The following is a 17,656-nucleotide window of genomic DNA, read 5'->3' on the forward strand; positions in this document are numbered from 1 at the left end:
TGGCAAGAGATTTCGGCGGCGCGCAACAATCGGAATCGGAACCGGGCCGCCAGGATTCCTTCCGGAATGCCGACAGGCCTCAATCGATTCTTCGGCTAAATGGCGCCTGCGGCCTCAAAATGAGGGGAGACATGAGATTCTGGGGTCCAAGGCCATCGAGTATCCGACCGGATCGCCGCAGAACGGCTACAACTTCCTTGGAACCCCCGTTCTTCAGGGATACGTCACGCTGGCACCGAGCAAGAACTTCACGATTTCGGCCGGCATCATCCCGACGGTCGAAGGCATGGAGCAAGCGCAGGACTGGAATAACTTCAACTTCTTCCTCTCGCAGTTGGCCAATATGGAGATCACGTCGGAGCGCGGCATCGAGGCGACCTTCACCCATGGCCCGGCGTCGCTGACGGTCCAGTTCGACGATGGCTATTTCTCGAAGCGGTTCAACAACGTCCAGGCCGCGCTGACCTATAATCTGAACTCGTCCGACTATATCTATCTCTACGGCTCGGATACGATCGGCACCACCGATTTCACCAACGTGACCAATGGTTTCCCCGAGGTCAACAGCAATATGATCGGCGGTGGTGTCAGCTCCACCTTTGGTAAACTCACCATGATTCCGTATGTCCAGTACCAGTGGCTGCCGAAGAGCGCGCGGGTCGGCAACGTCAAGACCTATAGCAACATCGCCTTCGCGGTGTCCACGGACTACCAGTTCAACAAGCTGTGGTCGCTGGGCAGCCAGGTGAGCTATGTGAGCACCAATACCGACAAGCAGAATATCGCCAACGCCATCGCCTTCGGCAACTGGATGGGATATGGCGCGACCGGCCCCGGCGCGATCGGGCCAGGTGCCTCGCTGCTCGGGTTCCAGCTGACGCCGACCTGGCAATACAAGCAGCTCTTCGTGCGCACGACCTTCGCCTATTCCCATCTCTCCAGCTATCTGCCCGGCTTCGGCTACGGCACCAGCGGAAACAAGTCAGGCATGTTCGCGGGTGTGTTAGAGGCGGGATTCCTGTTCTGACGCCGTGCTTGTCGTCATCGAAGCCGAAAAGTTTAGTCTGCCTTGTCATCTGACAGATAAAATCAACCAAAGCACATTCTGGGGCAAAAAACAGGAGAAAATGAAATGAACAAAACAGCCGATACACCGGGCGTCCTGATGGCCCGGATCGATCGGATCCCGGTCTGGGCATTGCCTAGCCTGTTCGCTGGTGTTATCGGCGTCGGATTCTTGTTTATCTTCTTTGATATTTTCGACATAAACGTTTCTTTCATTGAAACCTGCTCACAGCTCGTGCCCGGCTGCACGCCGGTCAGCTCGGCACAATATATTGGCCTGCCTGTCCTGATGAATTTGGCGGGATATGTCGTTGGTGCACTGATTTTGAGCCCGCTATCGGATCGATTTGGTCGGCGCGATCTTCTGCTCATCACGATGGTGATCACCGGCCTCGGCTCCGCTCTCACGGCGGTGGTCGATAATTACACTTGGTTCGTGGCAGCGCGTGCCATTACCGGCATTGGTATTGGCGCCGATCTTGCGATCGTCAACACCTATATTGGCGAGTTGGCGCCACGCGGCGGCCGCGCCCGCTATACGTCGATGATCTTCATTTTCTCGGCTCTGGGCGCCGTACTCGGCATCTGGCTCGGACTCTGGCTAACCACGCCCGCGACGCCTCTGCCGCTCGGTCTACCCTTTGCCCTCGCCGGCAAGGGCTTCGCCTATGGTTGGCGAGTGATGTATCTCGTTGGAGCGGCGCTCGCATTCATCGGTGTTTTGCTCCGCTTCCAATTGCCGGAATCGCCGCGCTGGCTGATCTTGCGCGGCCGGCTCGACGAAGCTGCCTCGGTGATCTCGGATATGGAAGACCGCGCCCATGCGATCTCGCCCCTGCCGCCGGTGCCAGAATCGGTAGCGCCGCCACCTGCAGCAGACGAGGCAATGCCCTATTCAGCCATCTTCCGGAACGCGATCTATCGCAAGCGCACACTACTGCTCCTCGCGATGTGGTTTTGCGCCTATATCACTATCTACGCCTTCTCCGCCGGATTCACGACGCTCCTCTCGGCCCTGCACTACCCATTGCCCGAAGCCGGGCTAATCACCGCCATAGGCACCTTCGGCTTCGTGCTCTGCGCCGTCGTGGCCTATGCCTATGGTGAGCGGATGGAGCGCAAGACCTGGATGCCGCTCGGCGCCGCCATCACTCTGGTCGGTGGCATTCTGGTGGCGCTAAGCGGATCGGTGTTTTGGCTCGGCGTGCTCGGTTCGATAATTGTCTTCTTCGGCTTCAATGTCTGGGTGCCTATCGCCTACGCATGGTCGGTAGAAAATTATCCGACCCGCGCGCGCACCACGGGCTTCGCGCTGGTCGATGGTATCGGCCATCTCGGCGGCGGAGTGGGTTTGATCGTCATCGCACCCATGATCCCGCATCTCGGCGTGTTGTCCGCAATGCTGATCATCATCGGGTTCTTGGTGCTAGCGGCGATCATTGCACAATTCGGTCTCACTACACGCGACCGTCTGCTTGATGATATTTCGCCATAATCTCGAACGGTTGACCCAAAAGCTCGGAATCTAACACGTAACGGGCGGCTAGACGAAGCATCGTTATCAAATCAAGGAAGATACTACATGGATATGAGTGAGGATCTGATCAGCTGCAGTATACCGTTCCTAGGCGAGATCAAGGACAAGACGCCAGGCACCGAACTCGAAGGTTGGTTGAATACGAAATACGGGCTGGGCAGTGCACTGTACGATGACCTCGCTCGTCTGATCAAGGCTGGGGTCGAGGAAGGTTGGGCCGCCAACGTCGAGATCGACGGGCGGCGCTACCGGCGCAGCCGCATCTGCGAGCCAAGCGCAGGGACGTTCTACTTCAGCATTATGGCGGTCTATATGGACAGCCAGGAGCGCTTTCGTGGTGACTATCATTTGCACCCGTATGGCGAACTGAATATGGTGGTGCCGGTCGATGAGGGCGCCCTGCTCGCGGGGCCGAATGGCTGGAGCGGACCCGGTTGGACGGCGCCAGCTCCGGGCAGCCATCACTATCCGGAAGTCATGGGCGGCGCACTGATCGCCTTGTTCTTCTTGCCCGCTGGCCGCATCCGCTATGTCCGGCGTGGCCTCTAACGGGGCCTTGCCGGTGGACCAGATCGTCGCGGCCTCGGGCGGCGTTACGACGATCGGCCCGGATATCGCAACGGCGCTGCGCCGTCTCGCCGAGGATGACGCGCCCAAACGCGTGCTGATCTGCGGCTCGCTCTATCTTGCGGGAGTGATCCTTGCGCGCGCCCAGGCGTTTGCTTCGGTGTCAGGATAATACCAGAAAGCGATCAGGAAACCCCATGTTCATCACTGTTGACGAGATTGCGGTGCATGTTCGGGTGGAAGGTCCGGCGGGTGGAGTGCCTTTGGTCCTGCTTCATTCGTTAGGCACCAGTTCGCATATATGGGATGCGCAAGCGGAAGTGCTGGCGCGATCGTTCCGGGTGATCCGGCCCGATCTGCGCGGTCATGGGCTGACCGAGGCGACGTCGGGCGATTATACGATGGCGCTGCTGGCGGAGGATCTCGCTGGACTGCTCGATGCGCTGAATATCGGCCGCGTGCATCTCGGCGGCATTTCGATCGGCGGCATGATCGCACAGGAATTCGCCGCGACCCATCCCGAGCGCGTCGCCTCGCTGATCCTCTGCGATACCGCGATGGCGATTCCGCCCGTCGAGCTCTGGCGCGAACGGATCGCCACGGTGCGCGCGCAGGGCATCGGCGCGATCGAAGAGGCCGTGCTGGCGCGCTGGGTGACGCCGGGATTCGTCGCCGCACCCGAGGCGCGCGGCCTGCGCGCGATGCTGCGCACCACCAGCGTCGATGGCTATGCCGGCTGCGCCGCCGCGATCGCTGCAGCCGACCTCGCCGCATGCACGAGCACGCTGCGCACGCCTGCGGTGGTGATCGTGGGCGACAGCGATCTCGCCACGCCGATTGCCTCGTCGCAAGCCTTGCACGGCACGATTTCCGGCTCCGCATTGATCGTGATCAAGGGTGCGGCCCATATTCCGACGGTCGAGAAACCCGCTGCGGTCACCAAGGCGATCGTCGATTTCCTGACGCCGCGCGCCGAGCCTTACGAAGCCGGCCTCGCGGTGCGCAAGCAGGTGCTGGGCGATGCCCATGTCGCGCGTTCGTTCGCCAACGCCACCGAGTTCGACCGCGACTTCCAGCGTTTCATCACCGAAACCGCCTGGGGGAAAATCTGGACGCGGCCGGGGCTGGACCGGCGCACCCGCTCGCTGCTGACCCTGGCGATCACCGCCGCGCTGGGGCGCGAGGAGGAATTCAAGCTGCATCTGCGCGCGACCCGCAATACCGGCGCTTCGCATGAAGAGATCGCCGAAGCGCTGATGCACACGGCGATCTATGCCGGTGTGCCGGCGGCGAACGCGGCGTTTCGCATGGCCAAGGAAGTCTTCAAGGAAACCCCATGATGATCGACACGACTCCGTTCCGTGCTCTGACGCCGGATACCCAGCCGCCTTATCTGGCGCCGGAGTATCGCAGCACGGTACTGCGTTCGCCCCGTTCGGCCCCGGTCGCGATCCCGCAGACCATCACCGAACTGACCGGGCCGGTTTTCACTGCGCCACAATTCCCGCCGACCGACAATCTCGCGCTGACCGATGGACGCGAGGCGCTGGGCGAACGCATCATCGTCACCGGAAGAGTGCTGGACGAGGATGGCAAGCCGGTGCCGCATTCCATGATCGAGATCTGGCAAGCCAATGCCGCCGGGCGCTATGCCCATCCAGGCGATACCCACGATGCCCCGCTCGACCCGAATTTCAGAGGCAGCGGCCGGGTGTTCACCGATCAGAATGGCGCCTATCGCTTCGTCACGATCAAGCCCGGTGCCTATCCATGGGGCAATCACCATAACGCGTGGCGGCCGAACCACATCCATGTCTCGCTGTTCGGGCCGGGCTTCGCGACACGGCTGATCACCCAGATGTATTTCCCCGGCGATCCGCTGCTCGACCTCGACCCGATCTTTCTCGCAACCCCCGACGCCGATGCGCGCAACCGGCTGATCGCCGCCTTCGATATCGGCGTCACCGAACCGGGTCGCGCCCTCGGCTACCACTTCGATATCGTGCTGCGCGGCCGGCACGCCACGCCGATGGAAAACTGACGGAATGTTTGCCACCGCCAGCCAGACCATCGGCCCTTTTTGGCACCTGATCGACGATCCCGCCTGGTTCGATCTCACCCGCTTCGGCGCCGAAGGCGAGCGCATCGCCATCGAAGGCCGCATGACCGACGGCGCCGCTGCCGGCGTGACCGACGCGGCGATCGAACTGTTCCAGACTTCGCCCGCGCGTTCGGCAAGCTTTCCCGGCTATGGCCGCACCGCGACCGGAAGCGACGGGACATTCCGCTTCGTCACGATCAGACCGGAGCCGTTGTCCGGTCCCGCCGGTGCGCGCGGCAACGCGCTCCAGGCACCGCATTGCGGCATCGCGATCTTCGCGCGCGGCCTGCTGAAACCGCTGTTCACGCGGGTCTATTTCGCCGGCGAAGCCCTGAACGAGACCGACCCGATCCTCGCCCTGATCGACCCGCCTTCGCGCCGCCCCACCCTGATCGCGCGACAAATCGCCCCCGCGCGCTACCATCTCGACATCAGCCTGCAAGGCGACGCCGAAACCGTCTTCCTGGAGTTCTGACCGATGGCCGAAGCCTTCATCTGCGACTACATCCGCACGCCGTTCGGCCGCTATGGCGGGGCGCTGGCTTCGGTGCGCACCGACGACCTCGCTGCCATCCCGATCCGCGCCTTGCTTGCGCGCAACCCTTCGCTTGACCCCGCGCTGATCGACGAGGTTCTGCTCGGCTGCGCCAATCAGGTGGGCGAGGACAACCGCAACGTCGCGCGCATGGCGGCGCTGCTGGCGGCCCTGCCGGAAAGCATTCCCGGCGGCACGATCAACCGGCTGTGCGGCTCCGGCCTCGACGCGGTGGGCACCGCCGCGCGCGCGATCCGCGCTGGAGAGGCCGAAATGATCGTCGCCGGCGGGGTCGAGAGCATGACCCGCGCGCCCTTCGTAATGGGTAAGAGCGCGGAAGCCTTCGGCCGCGCCGCCGAGCTGTTCGACACCACGATCGGCTGGCGCTTCGTCAATCCGGTCATGCGCGTCCGGTATGGCACCGACTCTATGCCCGAAACCGGTGAAAACGTCGCCGCCGAATTCCAGATCAGCCGCGCCGATCAGGATAAGTTCGCCTACGCCAGCCAACAGAAATGCAAAACCGCGCAGAACGCCGGATTTTTCGCCGGCGAGATCGTGCCGGTCACGCTCAAGAGCCGCAAAGGCGAGACCGTGGTCGATACCGACGAACACCCGCGCCCCGAAACCACGCTGGAGGGGCTGGCCAAGCTGAAAACCCCGTTCCGCGATCCCGGCAGCGTCACCGCTGGCAACGCCTCGGGGGTGAACGACGGCGCGGCCGCCTTGATCGTGGCGTCCGAGGCGGCGGCGCAGCGGTATGGGCTGACCCCGCGCGGACGCATCGTCGCGATGACGACGGCGGGCGTGCCGCCGCGCATCATGGGCATCGGCCCGGTGCCCGCCACCGAAAAACTCCTGGCGAAAGCCGGGATTGCGCTGAACGCGATCGACACGATCGAACTGAACGAGGCGTTCGCGAGCCAGGCGCTCGCGGTGACGCGCCGGCTCGGGATCGAGGATGGCGACGACCGGGTCAATCCGCATGGCGGGGCGATCGCGCTCGGCCACCCGCTCGGCGCCTCCGGTGCACGGCTGGCCGGCACCGCCTTGCGCGCCCTGGAAACCGACGGCGGCAAACGCGCCATCGCCACCATGTGCATCGGCGTCGGCCAGGGGATTGCCATGCTGATCGAACGGATCTGACACGATGTCATTATCGCTGCCCGAGACGATGGCGTCCACGCCGGCGATGCGCGCCATCTTCGATGCGCGCGGCGCCGCCCAGGCGATGCTCGATGTCGAGGCGGCACTCGCCCGCGCCAACGCCGCGATCGGCGCAATTTCCACCGCCGCCGCCGCCGCGATCGCCAAAGCCTGCGATGCAACCACGATCGATCTGGATGCGCTCGCGCGCGATGGTGCGAGTGCCGGCACGGTGGTGATTCCACTGGTCGCCTGGTTGCGCGCGCAAGTGCCGGACCATGCGGATGCGGTACATCGCGGCGGCACCTCGCAGGACGTGGTCGACACCGCGCTGGTGCTGCAATTGCGGCGCGGCCTCGAGCTCCTCGACGCCGACATCGCCGCGATGGCGGATACCGCCGCGCGTCTCACCCGCGACCACGCGGCAACACCGATGATCGCCCGCACATTGCTGCAACCCGCTTTGCCGACGACCTTCGGATTAAAGGCGGCAAACTGGCTCGTGGCGCTCGATGACGCACGGTTAGCGCTACGCGACGCCCAGCACCCCGCCCTGACGCTCCAGTTCGGCACCGCCGCCGGCACGCTCGATGGATTCGGCACAAATGCCCAACACGCGACCGAAACCCTCGCCGCCGCGCTCGATCTCCCCGTCCCTCCGCTGCCCTGGCACACGCGCCGCGCACCGCTCGCCCGGCTCGGCTGCACTATCGCCGCGGCGATCGGCGGGTTCGGCAAAATTGCCACCGATAGTCTGCTCCTCATGCAGGCTGAAATCGCCGAGGTTCACGAACCGGTGACGCCAGGGCGCGGCGGATCGTCGGCGATGGCGCATAAGCGCAACCCGACCCTGTCGATCGCCGTGCGCGCCGCCTCGCTCCGCGCCCCGCATCTGGCCGCGACTTTACTCGCCGCCATCCCGCAGGAACACGAACGCGCCGCCGGCGCCTGGCAGGCCGAGCAATCGGTTTGGCCCGACCTGATGCTGACCGCGAGCGGCGCTTTCGCCGCCCTGCGCGAGGCGCTGGACGGTCTGACCGTCGATGCGGACGCGATGGCGCGCAATCTCCGCCACGCGCCCGCCATCCCGGCATCGGCGGCGATCCCCGCGCTGATCGCCCAAGCTCTCGACCATCACGACACGATCACGAAAGCCCTTCACCCATGATCGACAAATTCGTCCCCGATATCGATGCGGCGCTCGAGGGCATCGGCGACGGCGCGACCATCATGGTCGGCGGTTTCGGCGCGGTCGGCCAGCCGCACGCGCTGGTCGATGCCCTCGGCGAGCGCGGACTGCGCGACCTGACCATCATCGCCAACAACGCGGGCGGCGATTTCGGCGGTCTGCCCAAGCTGATCGCCCAGGGCGCGATCCGCAAGGTGATCTGCTCCTATCCGCGCGCCACCGGCAAAACCGCGTTCGACGCGCTCTACGCCGAAGGCCGGATCGAGCTTGAACTGGTCCCCCAGGGCACGCTCGCCGAACGCATCCGCGCCGCCGGCGCCGGCATTCCCGCCTTCTTCACCCCGACCGGCGCCGGCACCCAACTCGCCGAAGGCAAGGAAACCCGCACCATCAACGGCAGGCCCTGCATTCTGGAAACCGCACTCGCCGCCGAATTCGCGCTGATCGAAGCGTGGGAAGCCGATCGCTGGGGCAACCTCACCTATCGGCGCACCGGACGCAATTTCAATCCGCTGATGGCGAGTGCGGCAACCCTCACCATCGCGCTCGCCCATCGCAAGCGCGAACTCGGCGCGATCGACCCGGATGCCGTCATCACCCCCGGCCTGTTTGTCGACCGGATCTTTATCGTGGAGACCACATCATGAGCGAAACCCGGATCAAAGGCTGGTCGCGGACCGAGATGGCGGCGCGCGCCGCCGCCGATATTCCCGAGGGCTGGGCGGTCAATCTCGGCATCGGCCTGCCCACGCTGATCGCCAATTACGTTCCCGCCGAACGCGAGGTGATGTTCCATTCCGAGAACGGCGTCCTCGGTGTCGGCCCGGCGCCCGACGCGGGCGCGGAAGATATCTGGCTGATCAACGCCGGCAAACAGCCGATCACCTTGCGTCCTGGCGCCTCCATCGTCGGCCAGGCCGACAGTTTCGGCATCATCCGCGGCGGCCATCTCGATCTCTGCGTGCTCGGCGGCTACGAGGTCGCGGCCAATGGCGATCTCGCCAACTGGTCCACCGGCAAGCCGGGCGAAGCGCCCGCCGTCGGCGGCGCGATGGATCTCGGCGCCGGTGCGAAACGCGTCTGGGTGCTGATGGAACACACCACCAGGGATGGCCGTCCGAAACTGGTCGAGCGCTGCGCCTATCCGCTCACCGCGCTCGGCTCGGTCACCCGAATCTACACCGATCTCGCCGTCATCGACGTCACTGAAGTAGGTTTCCGGCTGGTCGAATGTGCGCCCGGAGTCGCCCTGGACCAAATCCAGGCTCGCACCGGCACACCACTTGTGTGCGAATGAGCCGGTCCGGACGACAATCAAGCCAACAAGAGCAATCAGTTAGCATCGAGGTAGAATTATTTGCCGCTCGTCGACCCTGAGTCAGCTAACCATGTAGCCGAGATTCAGAAGATCAATTGTGTCACGTCTTGAAACTGCCCAGTTGTTCGTCGATCAAGCGCGAGCCGCGCAAGGCGAAACCGAACTCTTCCGGCTCATGGAAGAAATCACGGTCGAGATCGGGTTTGATTTTTTCGCACTGATCACCCACGTCGATTTGCGCCGCCCACGGCATAACGTCATCCATCTGGACAATTACCCGGTGTCCTGGGCGCAGCATTTCGTCGAAGAAGGCCTATACACCCACGATCCGATTCTGCATGCCTGCCTGACTACCAATGTGGGGTTCGACTGGGCCGATGTGCCGCGAATGATCGATGTAACGGGCCGGCAAAGATCGATCCTGGAGAACGCTGCGAGGCACGGTATCGGTGATGGTTTCACGGTGCCGGCGAACATACCGGGCGAAAGCAGCGGTTCCTGCTCCTTCGCGATGCGCCCGGGTCACAGGCCGCCCGTCCGCAATTTTTTGCTTGCACAGCTGATCGGCGCCTTCGCGTTTCAGGCAGCGCGACGCCTAAACGGATTGGGTTCGATGTCCCAGAAACGTCCACGGCACCTAACACCGCGCCAGCGCGATTGCCTAATCTGGGCGATCAGGGGCAAGACGGACTGGGAGATTGGCCGTATTTTAGGATTGAGCGAGGAAACCGTCTCCCAGCATCTTGATATGGCGCGCGGGCGTTATGGGGTGACCAGGCGTTTGCCGCTCGCCGCCCACGCCATTTTCGACGGTCAAATCAGCTTCGTTGAAGCCTTGTCCTGGCAATTCCCCCCGAAGCGGGAATAGTCGCTGGTGAGCTAATCTGGTCTCCCTTGCTTGACGACAAGTGAGGAGACCGGAGTATGTTGGACATCATCACGGGTGCGAACAGCGGGCAGTTTGCCAAGGCACTGGACTCGATGTTTGAAGACCGCAAGCGTGTGTTTGTTGATCTTTTCAAATGGAACCTTCCTGTCAGTGATGGTCGTTTTGAGATCGACCAGTTCGACGATACCGCGGCAGTCTATCTTCTGATCTCGGACCAGAATGGCGATCATCGAGGCTCACTGCGCCTGCTGCGTGCCGATCGCCCTCATCTCCTCGGTAGCGTATTTCCCGATCTGTGCGAGCACGGCGTTCCGGTGGATTCCGGCACCGCCGAGATTACCCGCCTCTGCCTCAACCCCAGGCTTCCGGCGGCCGAGCGTCTTCATATTCGAAACCAACTGATTACGGCCACGGTTGATTACGCGCTGGCACATCGCATTCAGACGTTCACCGGTGTGGTCAGCGCACGGTTCCTCTCCCGGATTATAGCAATGGGATGGCGATGCGAGGTGCTGGGATCGCCGCGGATTGTCAACGGCTCGATGATCGGTGCGTTTCGCATCGATATCGACGAGGCGACCCCGCACCAACTTCGCGCCACCGGTATCTATTCCGCGACGGCGATCGGCGAGCGTGCCGACGTCGAACCAATTTTGGGAGACCCGTGATGACAATTTCACCGCAAAAACCGTCATCTACGGCGGCCGATCTTTGGATGGCACATCTCTTTGAGGATGGGTATTGCGTCATTCCTGAGTCGGTCCCGCGGACAACCGTGGAGACGTTGAATGAGAAGCTCGATGATCGGTTTGCGCGTACCCCATTCTGCGAAGGCGGATTCTACGGCCGCCGCACCAAACGCTTCGGCGCCCTCCTGCGGCGAGCGGATACGGTAGCCGATCTCATTCGGCACCCGCTCATCCTCGAGATCGCGCGGAACGCGCTGGGGCACTGGTGCGAGTGTTTCAATCTGAATCTGACTCAAGCCATCGAAATCCATCCTGGTGCCCCCGCCCAGTATCCGCATCGGGATCAGGATATGTGGCAGGGCGCCAGGAGTCAGATGCAATATCTGCTCAACGTCATCTGGCCATTGAGCGATTTTACCGCCGAGAACGGTGCGACGCTGGTCTGGCCGGGTAGCCACCATCCGGCAGCGCTTGACCTGCCGCCCCAGGGTGATCCAATCGTGGCAGAGATGGCGCCCGGCGCGGCGCTGGTTTTTCTTGGCTCGACCTTGCATGGCGCGGGCGCGAACAGGTCCACTTCGATCCGGCGTGGCATCATCATCAGCTACTGCCTCGGCTGGCTGAAACCATTCGAGAATCAGTGGCTGTGTTACCCGCCCGCGATCGCCCGGCATTTTGATCCGGAACTCGCCGCCCTCGTGGGCTACAGCCTGCACCGGCCCAATCTCGGCAATTATGAAGGTCAGTCACCAGCGGTGCTACTCGGTGACAATCCGCCCGATTATCTCGCCGCGACCGATGCTTTGCGGCCGGATCAGCAGGCCGCACTGGACGGATACCTAGCGGAACAAACGGCGTCTGACGATGCGACGCGGCCGGCCGCTCAGTCCGATCCATGACGCCGGATATTCGGGGCCGGAGCGGAAGCCACCGATGGACGAAGACGAAGTAGCTGGTGCAAAGGCAAAGCCCGACTGGCGTAATCCGGACGATTATCGGCATCTGCTGGATCTTGATCGCGCCGGCTGGGCCTGGGAGTGGCTGCGGCGCCATCGGGATCATGTCGGTGAGGGCGACCAAGGGAACGCAACCAGTTCGGATACCAATGCGGGGGCCGGCGCCATTCGGCCGATCCAACTCGCTGCGGCGGCGCATCATCGGGCTCGTGCCTGGGGGTTGTGCTTTCGCCGAAGCGGCCGATTGTCCCGCCGTGAGGGCGCGGCTCATCTGGGACGCGTGGCTTGACGCCTCGGTTCTGACCGTCGAGGCAATTCCGGCCACATCTCGGAATCCAGACGCGTTTGATCTCGCACGTTTCGCCGGCATGGCGACGACCGTCATTGGATCAGGTGGCAGCGAACACGTTGTTCTTTCGGACGGATATCGCCGCATTCGGATTGATGTCGCGCGCGGCACGCTTTGCCATGGTCCTGTCTGCCTCGGTTACCTGCTTGAGGGGCTTGGCGGCATCGATGGCAGGATCATGAGCTTACGCCGCCTGGTATCCCTGAATCGGCTGGGCCGGTTCGCCCGTCATCTGTACCCGCGTGAGCCACGGGCACCACGCTGGATCGCGTCATTGCGGGCTCATGACGCTTTGCAGGACGGGGCTCACCATCGCGACATCGCGATCGCACTCTTCGGCGCAAATATGGTCCGCCAGAACTGGGGCAGGGGATCTGATTGCCTTCGCTTGCGTGTCCAGCGGCTTGTGCGGGGTGGGCATCGGATGGTCAACGGCGGCTATCAGGCGCTGCTGAGCTGAACGCCTCAGTCTTTCTCCGACTGCTCTACAATCTGCTTGACGCCGGACGTCACGATCCATTTTGCGCGATCGAGATGCGCTTGCCAGCACCGACGCGCCCCGTCAGGGTTACTCTCGGGATCGAGCCGGAGGACGATGCGCGCGACGTCGCGCCAATCCGCATGCTCCGCTTCCGCGTCGAGGAGGCGGGCATAAGTGATGAAGTGCTGCTGGTCATACGGCGTCACCTGGTCCGACCAGATCAGCGGGTCAGTGACCGCAGGGCGCAGTTCAGCCATGGGAGATTGATCCAACATGAAGCTGTTCACCGATTTCATAATTACGTGCAACCACATGGAGCCACGCCAGACGTATTGCTCCGCTTCCTTCCTGATTCGACAGGTAGAATGTTCTGGCAGGGGACCCGTCATCGTGTCGACAACGCGGCTCGGCTCCCAGTGCCCACGCGTGCAGAGACTCGGTCGGAGCCGACGTTTGCCGTTGCTGTATCTCCCCACGTGACTTCATGATCCATGTGCTGACCGCGGGTCTGTTCATTTGCACCACTCCTATTGCGCGCTGATTGCTCCCGACTGCTGATGACCTGAGCTGCCTTGAGCAATCCACGGCAATTATGACCCGGCTAAAACCGCCGTACTGGCCGATTACACATTATAGTTGATAAACTTAGAGTGTGTAAACAGGCAACCCGTTGCGCATGGATATGCGTAAGCTGGTTGGCCGGAATTTCGCCCGCCTGCGTCGGTCGAAGGGCCTGACGCAGGAAGAAATTGAAGCTCGTTCGGGGTTCAGCCAACAGTACCTGAGTAGCCTCGAGCGCGGTCGTCGCAATCCAACAATAATTACGCTGTTTGAACTCGCGCAAGCGCTTGGAGTCAGCCATGTCGAGCTCGTTCAACCAGAAAACGAAAGCAGCGACTGAACGGCAGATCACAGAGTCCAACCAAGCTCCGAACATCGCGATGAGGTTGGGGAGGCTAATGGTCGCAGCCTGAATTATAGTTCGTGTCCCCGCGAATTCGAGGCTTGGTAACCGAGCCGATCAATTGTTTTCATGCGGCCCCGTCCATCGCTTTTCGCTAGGTACATTAACGTGGCGTTGGGCTGGGCACACGTGCGCATGATCTGTTATCGACCACTCGGGATAGAGGCACTCCTCCAAGGCCGCCGCAGCGTGTAAGTGTCGGTCCAAAAACAACTTGAATCGATGGAATCGTTTATGATTCGATGGCGGCGACCTCGATTCGCAGGAGTTGGCCATGTGGACTGTCGAGAACCGAGCCCGTTACGACCGCAGCCGACTGCGCTACCCCAGCGACCTGACCGATGAAGAATGGGAACTGGTCGAGGCGAAGATCCCGGCGGCCAAGCGCGGTGGCAACAAGCGGACGGTAGACGTGCGCGAGGTGCTGAACGGCCTGATGTATGTGTTGAGCACGGGCTGCCAGTGGCGGGCGATACCGAAAGACCTGCCGCCCCGCAGCACGGTGAACTACTATTTCTGCCGCTGGCGGGACGATGGCACGCTCGACCTGCTGCACCACGGGCTCTACGTGCTCTGCCGTGAGCAAGCCAGCCGGGAGGCCAGTCCGACAGTGGCGATCATTGACAGCCAGAGCGTCAAAAGCGCTGAAAAAGGGGGGACCGGATCGATCCGCCGGGTTTCGACGGCGGCAAGAAAATCAAAGGGAAGAAACGTCATATCCTCGTCGATACGCAGGGCTTGCTGATGGCGGCTCTCGTGCATCCGGCCGACATTCAGGATCGTGACGGCGGCGTGCTGCTGATGAGCACGCTGTTCGGGCTGTATCCGTTCCTTCTGAAACTCTACGCCGACGCGGGTTATCAGGGGCCGAAGTTTCGCCAGGGTCGGGCCCGCGTCTGTCGCAAGGTGAACATCGAAATCGTCCGGCGGTGCGACAGCAAATTCGTTGTCTTGCCAAAACGCTGGATCGTCGAACGGACCATCGCCTGGTTGAACCGCTGCCGGCGCCTCGCCAAGGACTGGGTTTGCCGTCGACCCGGCCTATAGACCCACCCCATAAAAGGCAGAGGACGGAGGGGTTTGGCTGACGGGTTTGGAGGCCGAGAGAGGCTCCGGCCGGCCCGTCCTGGAGATTGCCCCCATGGCTAACACCGACCCCAAAATCGTCCTGAGCCGGTCCGAGAATATTCCCTTCAACAAGTTGGTCCTGTCCCAGGCCAATGTCCGCCGCGTAAAGACCAGCATCTCGATCGGCGAACTGGCGGAGGATATTGCTCGCCGCACCCTGTTGCAAAGCCTGAGCGTGCGCCCGGTGCGCGACGCCGGCGGTGTGGAAACCGGCATCTACGAAGTGCCGGCCGGCGGCCGCCGGTTCCGCGCCCTTGAGTTGCTGGTCAGGCAAAAGCGCATGGCGAAGACCCAGTCGGTGCCTTGCGTCGTGCGCGAGAGCGGGATCGCGGAGGAAGATTCGCTCGCCGAGAACGTCCAGCGCGCCCCGCTGCATCCGCTCGATCAGTTCCGTGCCTTCCAGACCCTGCGCGATGCGGGGCTCGGTGAGGAGGAGATCGCGGCCCGGTTTTTTGTCGCGCCTGGCGTGGTAAAACAGCGGCTCAAGCTCGCTGCCGTCTCGCCCAGGCTTCTCGATCGCTACGCCGACGACGAGATGACATTGGAACAGCTGATGGCGTTTACCGTCACCAACGACCATGCGCGCCAGGAGCAGGTATGGGAGGCGCTCGCGCGGTCCTACAACAAGGAACCATACGCCATCCGCCGTCAGCTTACCGAGACTGCGATCCGCGCCTCGGACAAGCGGGCCCAGTTTGTCGGCGTCGCTGTCTACGAGACAGCGGGCGGCGTGGTGATGCGCGATCTGTTCGAGCAGGACCAGGGTGGCTGGCTGCAGGATACGGCACTGCTCGACCGGCTCGTCACCGAGAAACTCGCAGCCGAGGCCGATGCGATCCGCGCCGAGGGGTGGAAATGGATCGAAATCGCGATCGAGTTCCCCTATGGCCATACCGCCGGCCTGCGCCGTCTCGCTGGCCAGACCGTTGCATTCGCCGGAGACGAGCAGGTTCGCTACGATGCGCTGCGCGCCGAGTATGACAAGCTCGAAGCGGAGTACGCGGAAGCCGAGGAACTGCCCGACGTGATCGACCAGCGCCTCGTCCAGATCGAGACCGAGCTCGAAGCTTTCGACAACCGCCCGGTGGTCTACGATCCGGCCGACATCGCCCGTGCCGGCGTGTTTCTCAGCATCGACGGCGATGGCGGATCGCGGATCGAGCGCGGCTATGTTCGGCCGGAAGACGAGACGCCCGGCGCCACCGAAGCGGAAGCCAACGGTGATACCGATGGCGAAGCGCCTGCCAGTGACGCCACGGATAACACCGTCCGGGCTGCCGTGATCGCCACCGGCGGCGAGGCGGCGCCCGACGCCGAAATCGCCGAAGACGACGGCATCAAGCCGCTGGCCGACCGTCTCGTTACCGAGCTGACCGCCCACCGGACGCTGGCGTTGCGAGATGCGCTCGCCAACGATCCGGGCACGGCCTTCATCGCGGTCCTGCATGCATTGTGCCTGCAGAGCTTCTACTGTCATGCACCCCATACTTGCCTGGAGATCAGCGCGAAGAGCGCAAATTTTAGCGCCCAGGCGCCCGGCCTTGCGGATACCACCTCGGCCAAAGCGGTCGAAGAGCGTCACGCCAACTGGGCGCGACAATTGCCCGACGACCCTGCCAATCTATGGGATGTGCTCATGGCGTTCGACAGCGACAGCCGCGAAAACCTGTTCGCCCATTGCGTTGGCCTGACAGTCAATGTCGTGAAGGAGCCGTGGCATCGCCGGCCGGATGCCATCGCCCATGGCGATCGGCTCGTTCAGGCCGTCGGCCTCGATATGGTTGTGGCGGGATGGCGACCGACGGTCGACAATTATCTCGGCCGGGTCACCAAGGCGCGCATTCTCGAGGCTGTGCGGGAGGCGAAGGGCGAGGCTGCGACGCAACTCATCGACCATCTCAAGAAGCCGGACATGGCGAAGGAGGCCGAGCGGCTGCTCGATGGCGCCGGCTGGCTGCCCGAGCCGCTGCGCCCGATCGGCGCCGAACCCAGCGTCGAGCCGGCCCGAGAGGTTGCGAGCGAGGTCGAGGCACTGCCGGCCTTCCTCGCCGGCGAGAGCGAGACGGGTTCCGACACTGACGAGCCCCTGTCACACGCCTTTGGCGCCGAATAACGCGGATCTGTGAGGCGGCTCGAGCCGTCCTACGTCCTCTTCACCCATTCATTCCATCGCAAAAGCCCGGTCCGTACACCGGGCTTTCGCATTTCCGGAGATCCGACATGTCAGACTATTTTTCACCGACGGTCGTTCAACCGACGATTCCCAACGCCGACATGACTCCGCTCGAACGATTGCTGTTGACGCAGGTCTTCGACAGCGAACCGGACGGAGATGGAGTCTATTTCTTCGCGGAGACGTCGCCGTGCGATCAGATCGAATTACCGCTCGAGTCCGTGCGGATGGCGCTTGCGGCGTCGGATGGCGTCGACAGCGAAGCCGCCGCCTTCGTGCGCGAACAGTTGAAGGACCTCGACGACAACACTGTCCATGTCCAACTCGACCTCAGCCTGACGTCATGGGAGTTCATCCTGCAGGGCATCGTCCGCCGATCCAGCACCCTCGATCACGTGACAGTCGTTTCCGCCTTCACCTGCACGAAGATGCGGCCGGATGGCTCCGGTGGCGTTGCGGTGCTGATCGCGGCGGGTGCGATCCTCGGCAAATTCACGAAGGACATCCTCGTGGAGTTCCGCATGGAGAAGAAGTTTGGCGTCGCCGATGGTCCGCCTGAAGCCGGTGAT

At 62.9% G+C, this 17,656-nt stretch carries 21 protein-coding genes and 1 pseudogene; 20 read left to right on the forward strand and 2 right to left on the reverse strand.

The window, feature by feature from the left end; all coding sequences use genetic code 11:
* From AiwAL_RS17690 to AiwAL_RS17740, 11 genes are all read left to right on the forward strand, one after another.
* Nucleotides 1-1,027: outer membrane beta-barrel protein (locus tag AiwAL_RS17690; protein ID WP_262313201.1), on the forward strand; the 1,027-nt coding region annotated here is incomplete at its 5' end.
* A 105-nt stretch (nucleotides 1,028-1,132) separates the two neighbouring features.
* The gene (locus AiwAL_RS17695; protein ID WP_262313202.1) at nucleotides 1,133-2,560 is read left to right on the forward strand and encodes an MFS transporter; all 1,428 of its coding nucleotides are present in this window, start codon (nucleotides 1,133-1,135) and stop codon (nucleotides 2,558-2,560) included.
* Between the two features lie 87 nt (nucleotides 2,561-2,647).
* Nucleotides 2,648-3,151, forward strand: a complete 504-nt coding sequence (locus AiwAL_RS17700; protein WP_262313325.1) for a DUF4863 family protein — start codon at nucleotides 2,648-2,650, stop codon at nucleotides 3,149-3,151.
* Between the two features lie 13 nt (nucleotides 3,152-3,164).
* The gene (locus AiwAL_RS17705) at nucleotides 3,165-3,341 is read left to right on the forward strand and encodes a hypothetical protein (protein WP_408851888.1); all 177 of its coding nucleotides are present in this window, start codon (nucleotides 3,165-3,167) and stop codon (nucleotides 3,339-3,341) included.
* Between the two features lie 25 nt (nucleotides 3,342-3,366).
* A complete protein-coding gene (gene pcaD, locus AiwAL_RS17710; RefSeq protein WP_262313203.1) occupies nucleotides 3,367-4,509 on the forward strand; it encodes a 3-oxoadipate enol-lactonase in 1,143 nt (380 codons plus the stop codon).
* Nucleotides 4,506-5,210, forward strand: coding sequence for a protocatechuate 3,4-dioxygenase subunit beta (pcaH, locus tag AiwAL_RS17715; protein ID WP_408851890.1), 705 nt, complete (start codon nucleotides 4,506-4,508; stop codon nucleotides 5,208-5,210). The genes pcaD and pcaH overlap by 4 nt, the downstream gene beginning before the upstream one ends.
* Nucleotides 5,211-5,214: 4 nt before the next feature.
* A complete protein-coding gene (gene pcaG, locus AiwAL_RS17720; protein WP_235705365.1) occupies nucleotides 5,215-5,745 on the forward strand; it encodes a protocatechuate 3,4-dioxygenase subunit alpha in 531 nt (176 codons plus the stop codon).
* 3 nt (nucleotides 5,746-5,748) lie between these two features.
* Complete coding sequence (pcaF, locus tag AiwAL_RS17725) at nucleotides 5,749-6,951, forward strand: 3-oxoadipyl-CoA thiolase (RefSeq protein WP_235705366.1); 1,203 nt, start codon at nucleotides 5,749-5,751, stop codon at nucleotides 6,949-6,951.
* Nucleotides 6,952-6,955: 4 nt separating this feature from the next.
* On the forward strand, nucleotides 6,956-8,119 hold the full coding sequence (gene pcaB / locus AiwAL_RS17730; RefSeq protein WP_262313204.1) for a 3-carboxy-cis,cis-muconate cycloisomerase: 1,164 nt from the start codon (nucleotides 6,956-6,958) through the stop codon (nucleotides 8,117-8,119).
* The gene (locus tag AiwAL_RS17735) at nucleotides 8,116-8,787 is read left to right on the forward strand and encodes a 3-oxoacid CoA-transferase subunit A (protein ID WP_262313205.1); all 672 of its coding nucleotides are present in this window, start codon (nucleotides 8,116-8,118) and stop codon (nucleotides 8,785-8,787) included. The genes pcaB and AiwAL_RS17735 overlap by 4 nt, the downstream gene beginning before the upstream one ends.
* On the forward strand, nucleotides 8,784-9,437 hold the full coding sequence (locus tag AiwAL_RS17740) for a 3-oxoacid CoA-transferase subunit B (RefSeq protein ID WP_262313206.1): 654 nt from the start codon (nucleotides 8,784-8,786) through the stop codon (nucleotides 9,435-9,437). Before AiwAL_RS17735 ends, AiwAL_RS17740 begins: the two co-directional genes overlap by 4 nt.
* Nucleotides 9,438-9,558: 121 nt before the next feature.
* Here AiwAL_RS17740 and AiwAL_RS17745 read toward each other — a convergent pair whose 3' ends face one another.
* Nucleotides 9,559-9,711, reverse strand: coding sequence for a hypothetical protein (locus tag AiwAL_RS17745; RefSeq protein ID WP_262313216.1), 153 nt, complete (start codon nucleotides 9,709-9,711; stop codon nucleotides 9,559-9,561).
* Here AiwAL_RS17745 and AiwAL_RS17750 point away from each other — a divergent pair.
* The 5 genes from AiwAL_RS17750 to AiwAL_RS17770 all read left to right on the forward strand — a co-directional run bounded on the left by AiwAL_RS17750 (nucleotide 9,655) and on the right by AiwAL_RS17770 (nucleotide 12,801).
* On the forward strand, nucleotides 9,655-10,326 hold the full coding sequence (locus tag AiwAL_RS17750; RefSeq protein WP_262313215.1) for a LuxR family transcriptional regulator: 672 nt from the start codon (nucleotides 9,655-9,657) through the stop codon (nucleotides 10,324-10,326). The two genes, AiwAL_RS17745 and AiwAL_RS17750, sit on opposite strands and share 57 nt — an antisense overlap.
* A gap of 56 nt (nucleotides 10,327-10,382) precedes the next feature.
* Nucleotides 10,383-11,015: an acyl-homoserine-lactone synthase gene (locus tag AiwAL_RS17755; protein WP_262313207.1), complete on the forward strand. Its 633-nt coding sequence runs from the start codon at nucleotides 10,383-10,385 to the stop codon at nucleotides 11,013-11,015.
* Nucleotides 11,015-11,935 (forward strand): phytanoyl-CoA dioxygenase family protein, encoded by a 921-nt coding sequence (locus AiwAL_RS17760; protein WP_262313208.1) that lies wholly within the window; start codon nucleotides 11,015-11,017, stop codon nucleotides 11,933-11,935. Before AiwAL_RS17755 ends, AiwAL_RS17760 begins: the two co-directional genes overlap by 1 nt.
* 34 nt (nucleotides 11,936-11,969) lie before the next feature.
* A complete protein-coding gene (locus AiwAL_RS17765) occupies nucleotides 11,970-12,281 on the forward strand; it encodes a transcriptional regulator domain-containing protein (protein ID WP_262313209.1) in 312 nt (103 codons plus the stop codon).
* Between the two features lie 79 nt (nucleotides 12,282-12,360).
* Nucleotides 12,361-12,801 (forward strand): DUF2285 domain-containing protein, encoded by a 441-nt coding sequence (locus AiwAL_RS17770; protein WP_262313210.1) that lies wholly within the window; start codon nucleotides 12,361-12,363, stop codon nucleotides 12,799-12,801.
* 5 nt (nucleotides 12,802-12,806) lie between these two features.
* Here the strand turns inward: AiwAL_RS17770 and AiwAL_RS17775 are convergent, their stop codons facing one another.
* Nucleotides 12,807-13,079 carry a DUF2285 domain-containing protein gene (locus AiwAL_RS17775; protein ID WP_262313211.1) on the reverse strand — a complete coding sequence of 91 codons (273 nt, stop codon included), beginning with the start codon at nucleotides 13,077-13,079 and terminating at the stop codon, nucleotides 12,807-12,809.
* A gap of 419 nt (nucleotides 13,080-13,498) precedes the next feature.
* Between AiwAL_RS17775 and AiwAL_RS17780 the strand changes: the two genes are divergently transcribed.
* From AiwAL_RS17780 to AiwAL_RS17795, 4 genes and pseudogenes are all read left to right on the forward strand, one after another.
* The gene (locus AiwAL_RS17780) at nucleotides 13,499-13,723 is read left to right on the forward strand and encodes a helix-turn-helix domain-containing protein (RefSeq protein WP_235705261.1); all 225 of its coding nucleotides are present in this window, start codon (nucleotides 13,499-13,501) and stop codon (nucleotides 13,721-13,723) included.
* Between the two features lie 337 nt (nucleotides 13,724-14,060).
* Nucleotides 14,061-14,809 (forward strand): annotated as a pseudogene (locus tag AiwAL_RS17785) (IS5 family transposase); the annotation flags it as partial.
* 118 nt (nucleotides 14,810-14,927) lie between these two features.
* Nucleotides 14,928-17,027: a ParB/RepB/Spo0J family partition protein gene (locus tag AiwAL_RS17790; RefSeq protein WP_262313212.1), complete on the forward strand. Its 2,100-nt coding sequence runs from the start codon at nucleotides 14,928-14,930 to the stop codon at nucleotides 17,025-17,027.
* 107 nt (nucleotides 17,028-17,134) lie between these two features.
* On the forward strand, nucleotides 17,135-17,656 hold a 522-nt coding region (locus tag AiwAL_RS17795; RefSeq protein ID WP_262313213.1), incomplete at its 3' end, for a hypothetical protein.

It is taken from the genome of Acidiphilium sp. AL, from assembly GCF_025499445.1.
GTDB lineage: Bacteria > Pseudomonadota > Alphaproteobacteria > Acetobacterales > Acetobacteraceae > Acidiphilium > Acidiphilium iwatense.

Bases quoted from the DNA above. Each gene is read 5' to 3' on its own strand.
- AiwAL_RS17695 (WP_262313202.1), top strand. From the start codon at position 1,133: ATGAACAAAACAGCCGATACACCGGGCGTCCTGATGGCCCGGATCGAT.
- AiwAL_RS17700 (WP_262313325.1), top strand. From the start codon at position 2,648: ATGGATATGAGTGAGGATCTGATCAGCTGCAGTATACCGTTCCTAGGC.
- pcaD (WP_262313203.1), top strand. From the start codon at position 3,367: ATGTTCATCACTGTTGACGAGATTGCGGTGCATGTTCGGGTGGAAGGT.
- pcaH (WP_408851890.1), top strand. From the start codon at position 4,506: ATGATGATCGACACGACTCCGTTCCGTGCTCTGACGCCGGATACCCAG.
- pcaG (WP_235705365.1), top strand. From the start codon at position 5,215: ATGTTTGCCACCGCCAGCCAGACCATCGGCCCTTTTTGGCACCTGATC.
- pcaF (WP_235705366.1), top strand. From the start codon at position 5,749: ATGGCCGAAGCCTTCATCTGCGACTACATCCGCACGCCGTTCGGCCGC.
- pcaB (WP_262313204.1), top strand. From the start codon at position 6,956: ATGTCATTATCGCTGCCCGAGACGATGGCGTCCACGCCGGCGATGCGC.
- AiwAL_RS17735 (WP_262313205.1), top strand. From the start codon at position 8,116: ATGATCGACAAATTCGTCCCCGATATCGATGCGGCGCTCGAGGGCATC.
- AiwAL_RS17740 (WP_262313206.1), top strand. From the start codon at position 8,784: ATGAGCGAAACCCGGATCAAAGGCTGGTCGCGGACCGAGATGGCGGCG.
- AiwAL_RS17745 (WP_262313216.1), bottom strand. From the start codon at position 9,711: ATGCCGTGGGCGGCGCAAATCGACGTGGGTGATCAGTGCGAAAAAATC.
- AiwAL_RS17755 (WP_262313207.1), top strand. From the start codon at position 10,383: ATGTTGGACATCATCACGGGTGCGAACAGCGGGCAGTTTGCCAAGGCA.
- AiwAL_RS17760 (WP_262313208.1), top strand. From the start codon at position 11,015: ATGACAATTTCACCGCAAAAACCGTCATCTACGGCGGCCGATCTTTGG.
- AiwAL_RS17765 (WP_262313209.1), top strand. From the start codon at position 11,970: ATGGACGAAGACGAAGTAGCTGGTGCAAAGGCAAAGCCCGACTGGCGT.
- AiwAL_RS17770 (WP_262313210.1), top strand. From the start codon at position 12,361: ATGGCGACGACCGTCATTGGATCAGGTGGCAGCGAACACGTTGTTCTT.
- AiwAL_RS17775 (WP_262313211.1), bottom strand. From the start codon at position 13,079: ATGGCTGAACTGCGCCCTGCGGTCACTGACCCGCTGATCTGGTCGGAC.
- AiwAL_RS17780 (WP_235705261.1), top strand. From the start codon at position 13,499: ATGGATATGCGTAAGCTGGTTGGCCGGAATTTCGCCCGCCTGCGTCGG.
- AiwAL_RS17790 (WP_262313212.1), top strand. From the start codon at position 14,928: ATGGCTAACACCGACCCCAAAATCGTCCTGAGCCGGTCCGAGAATATT.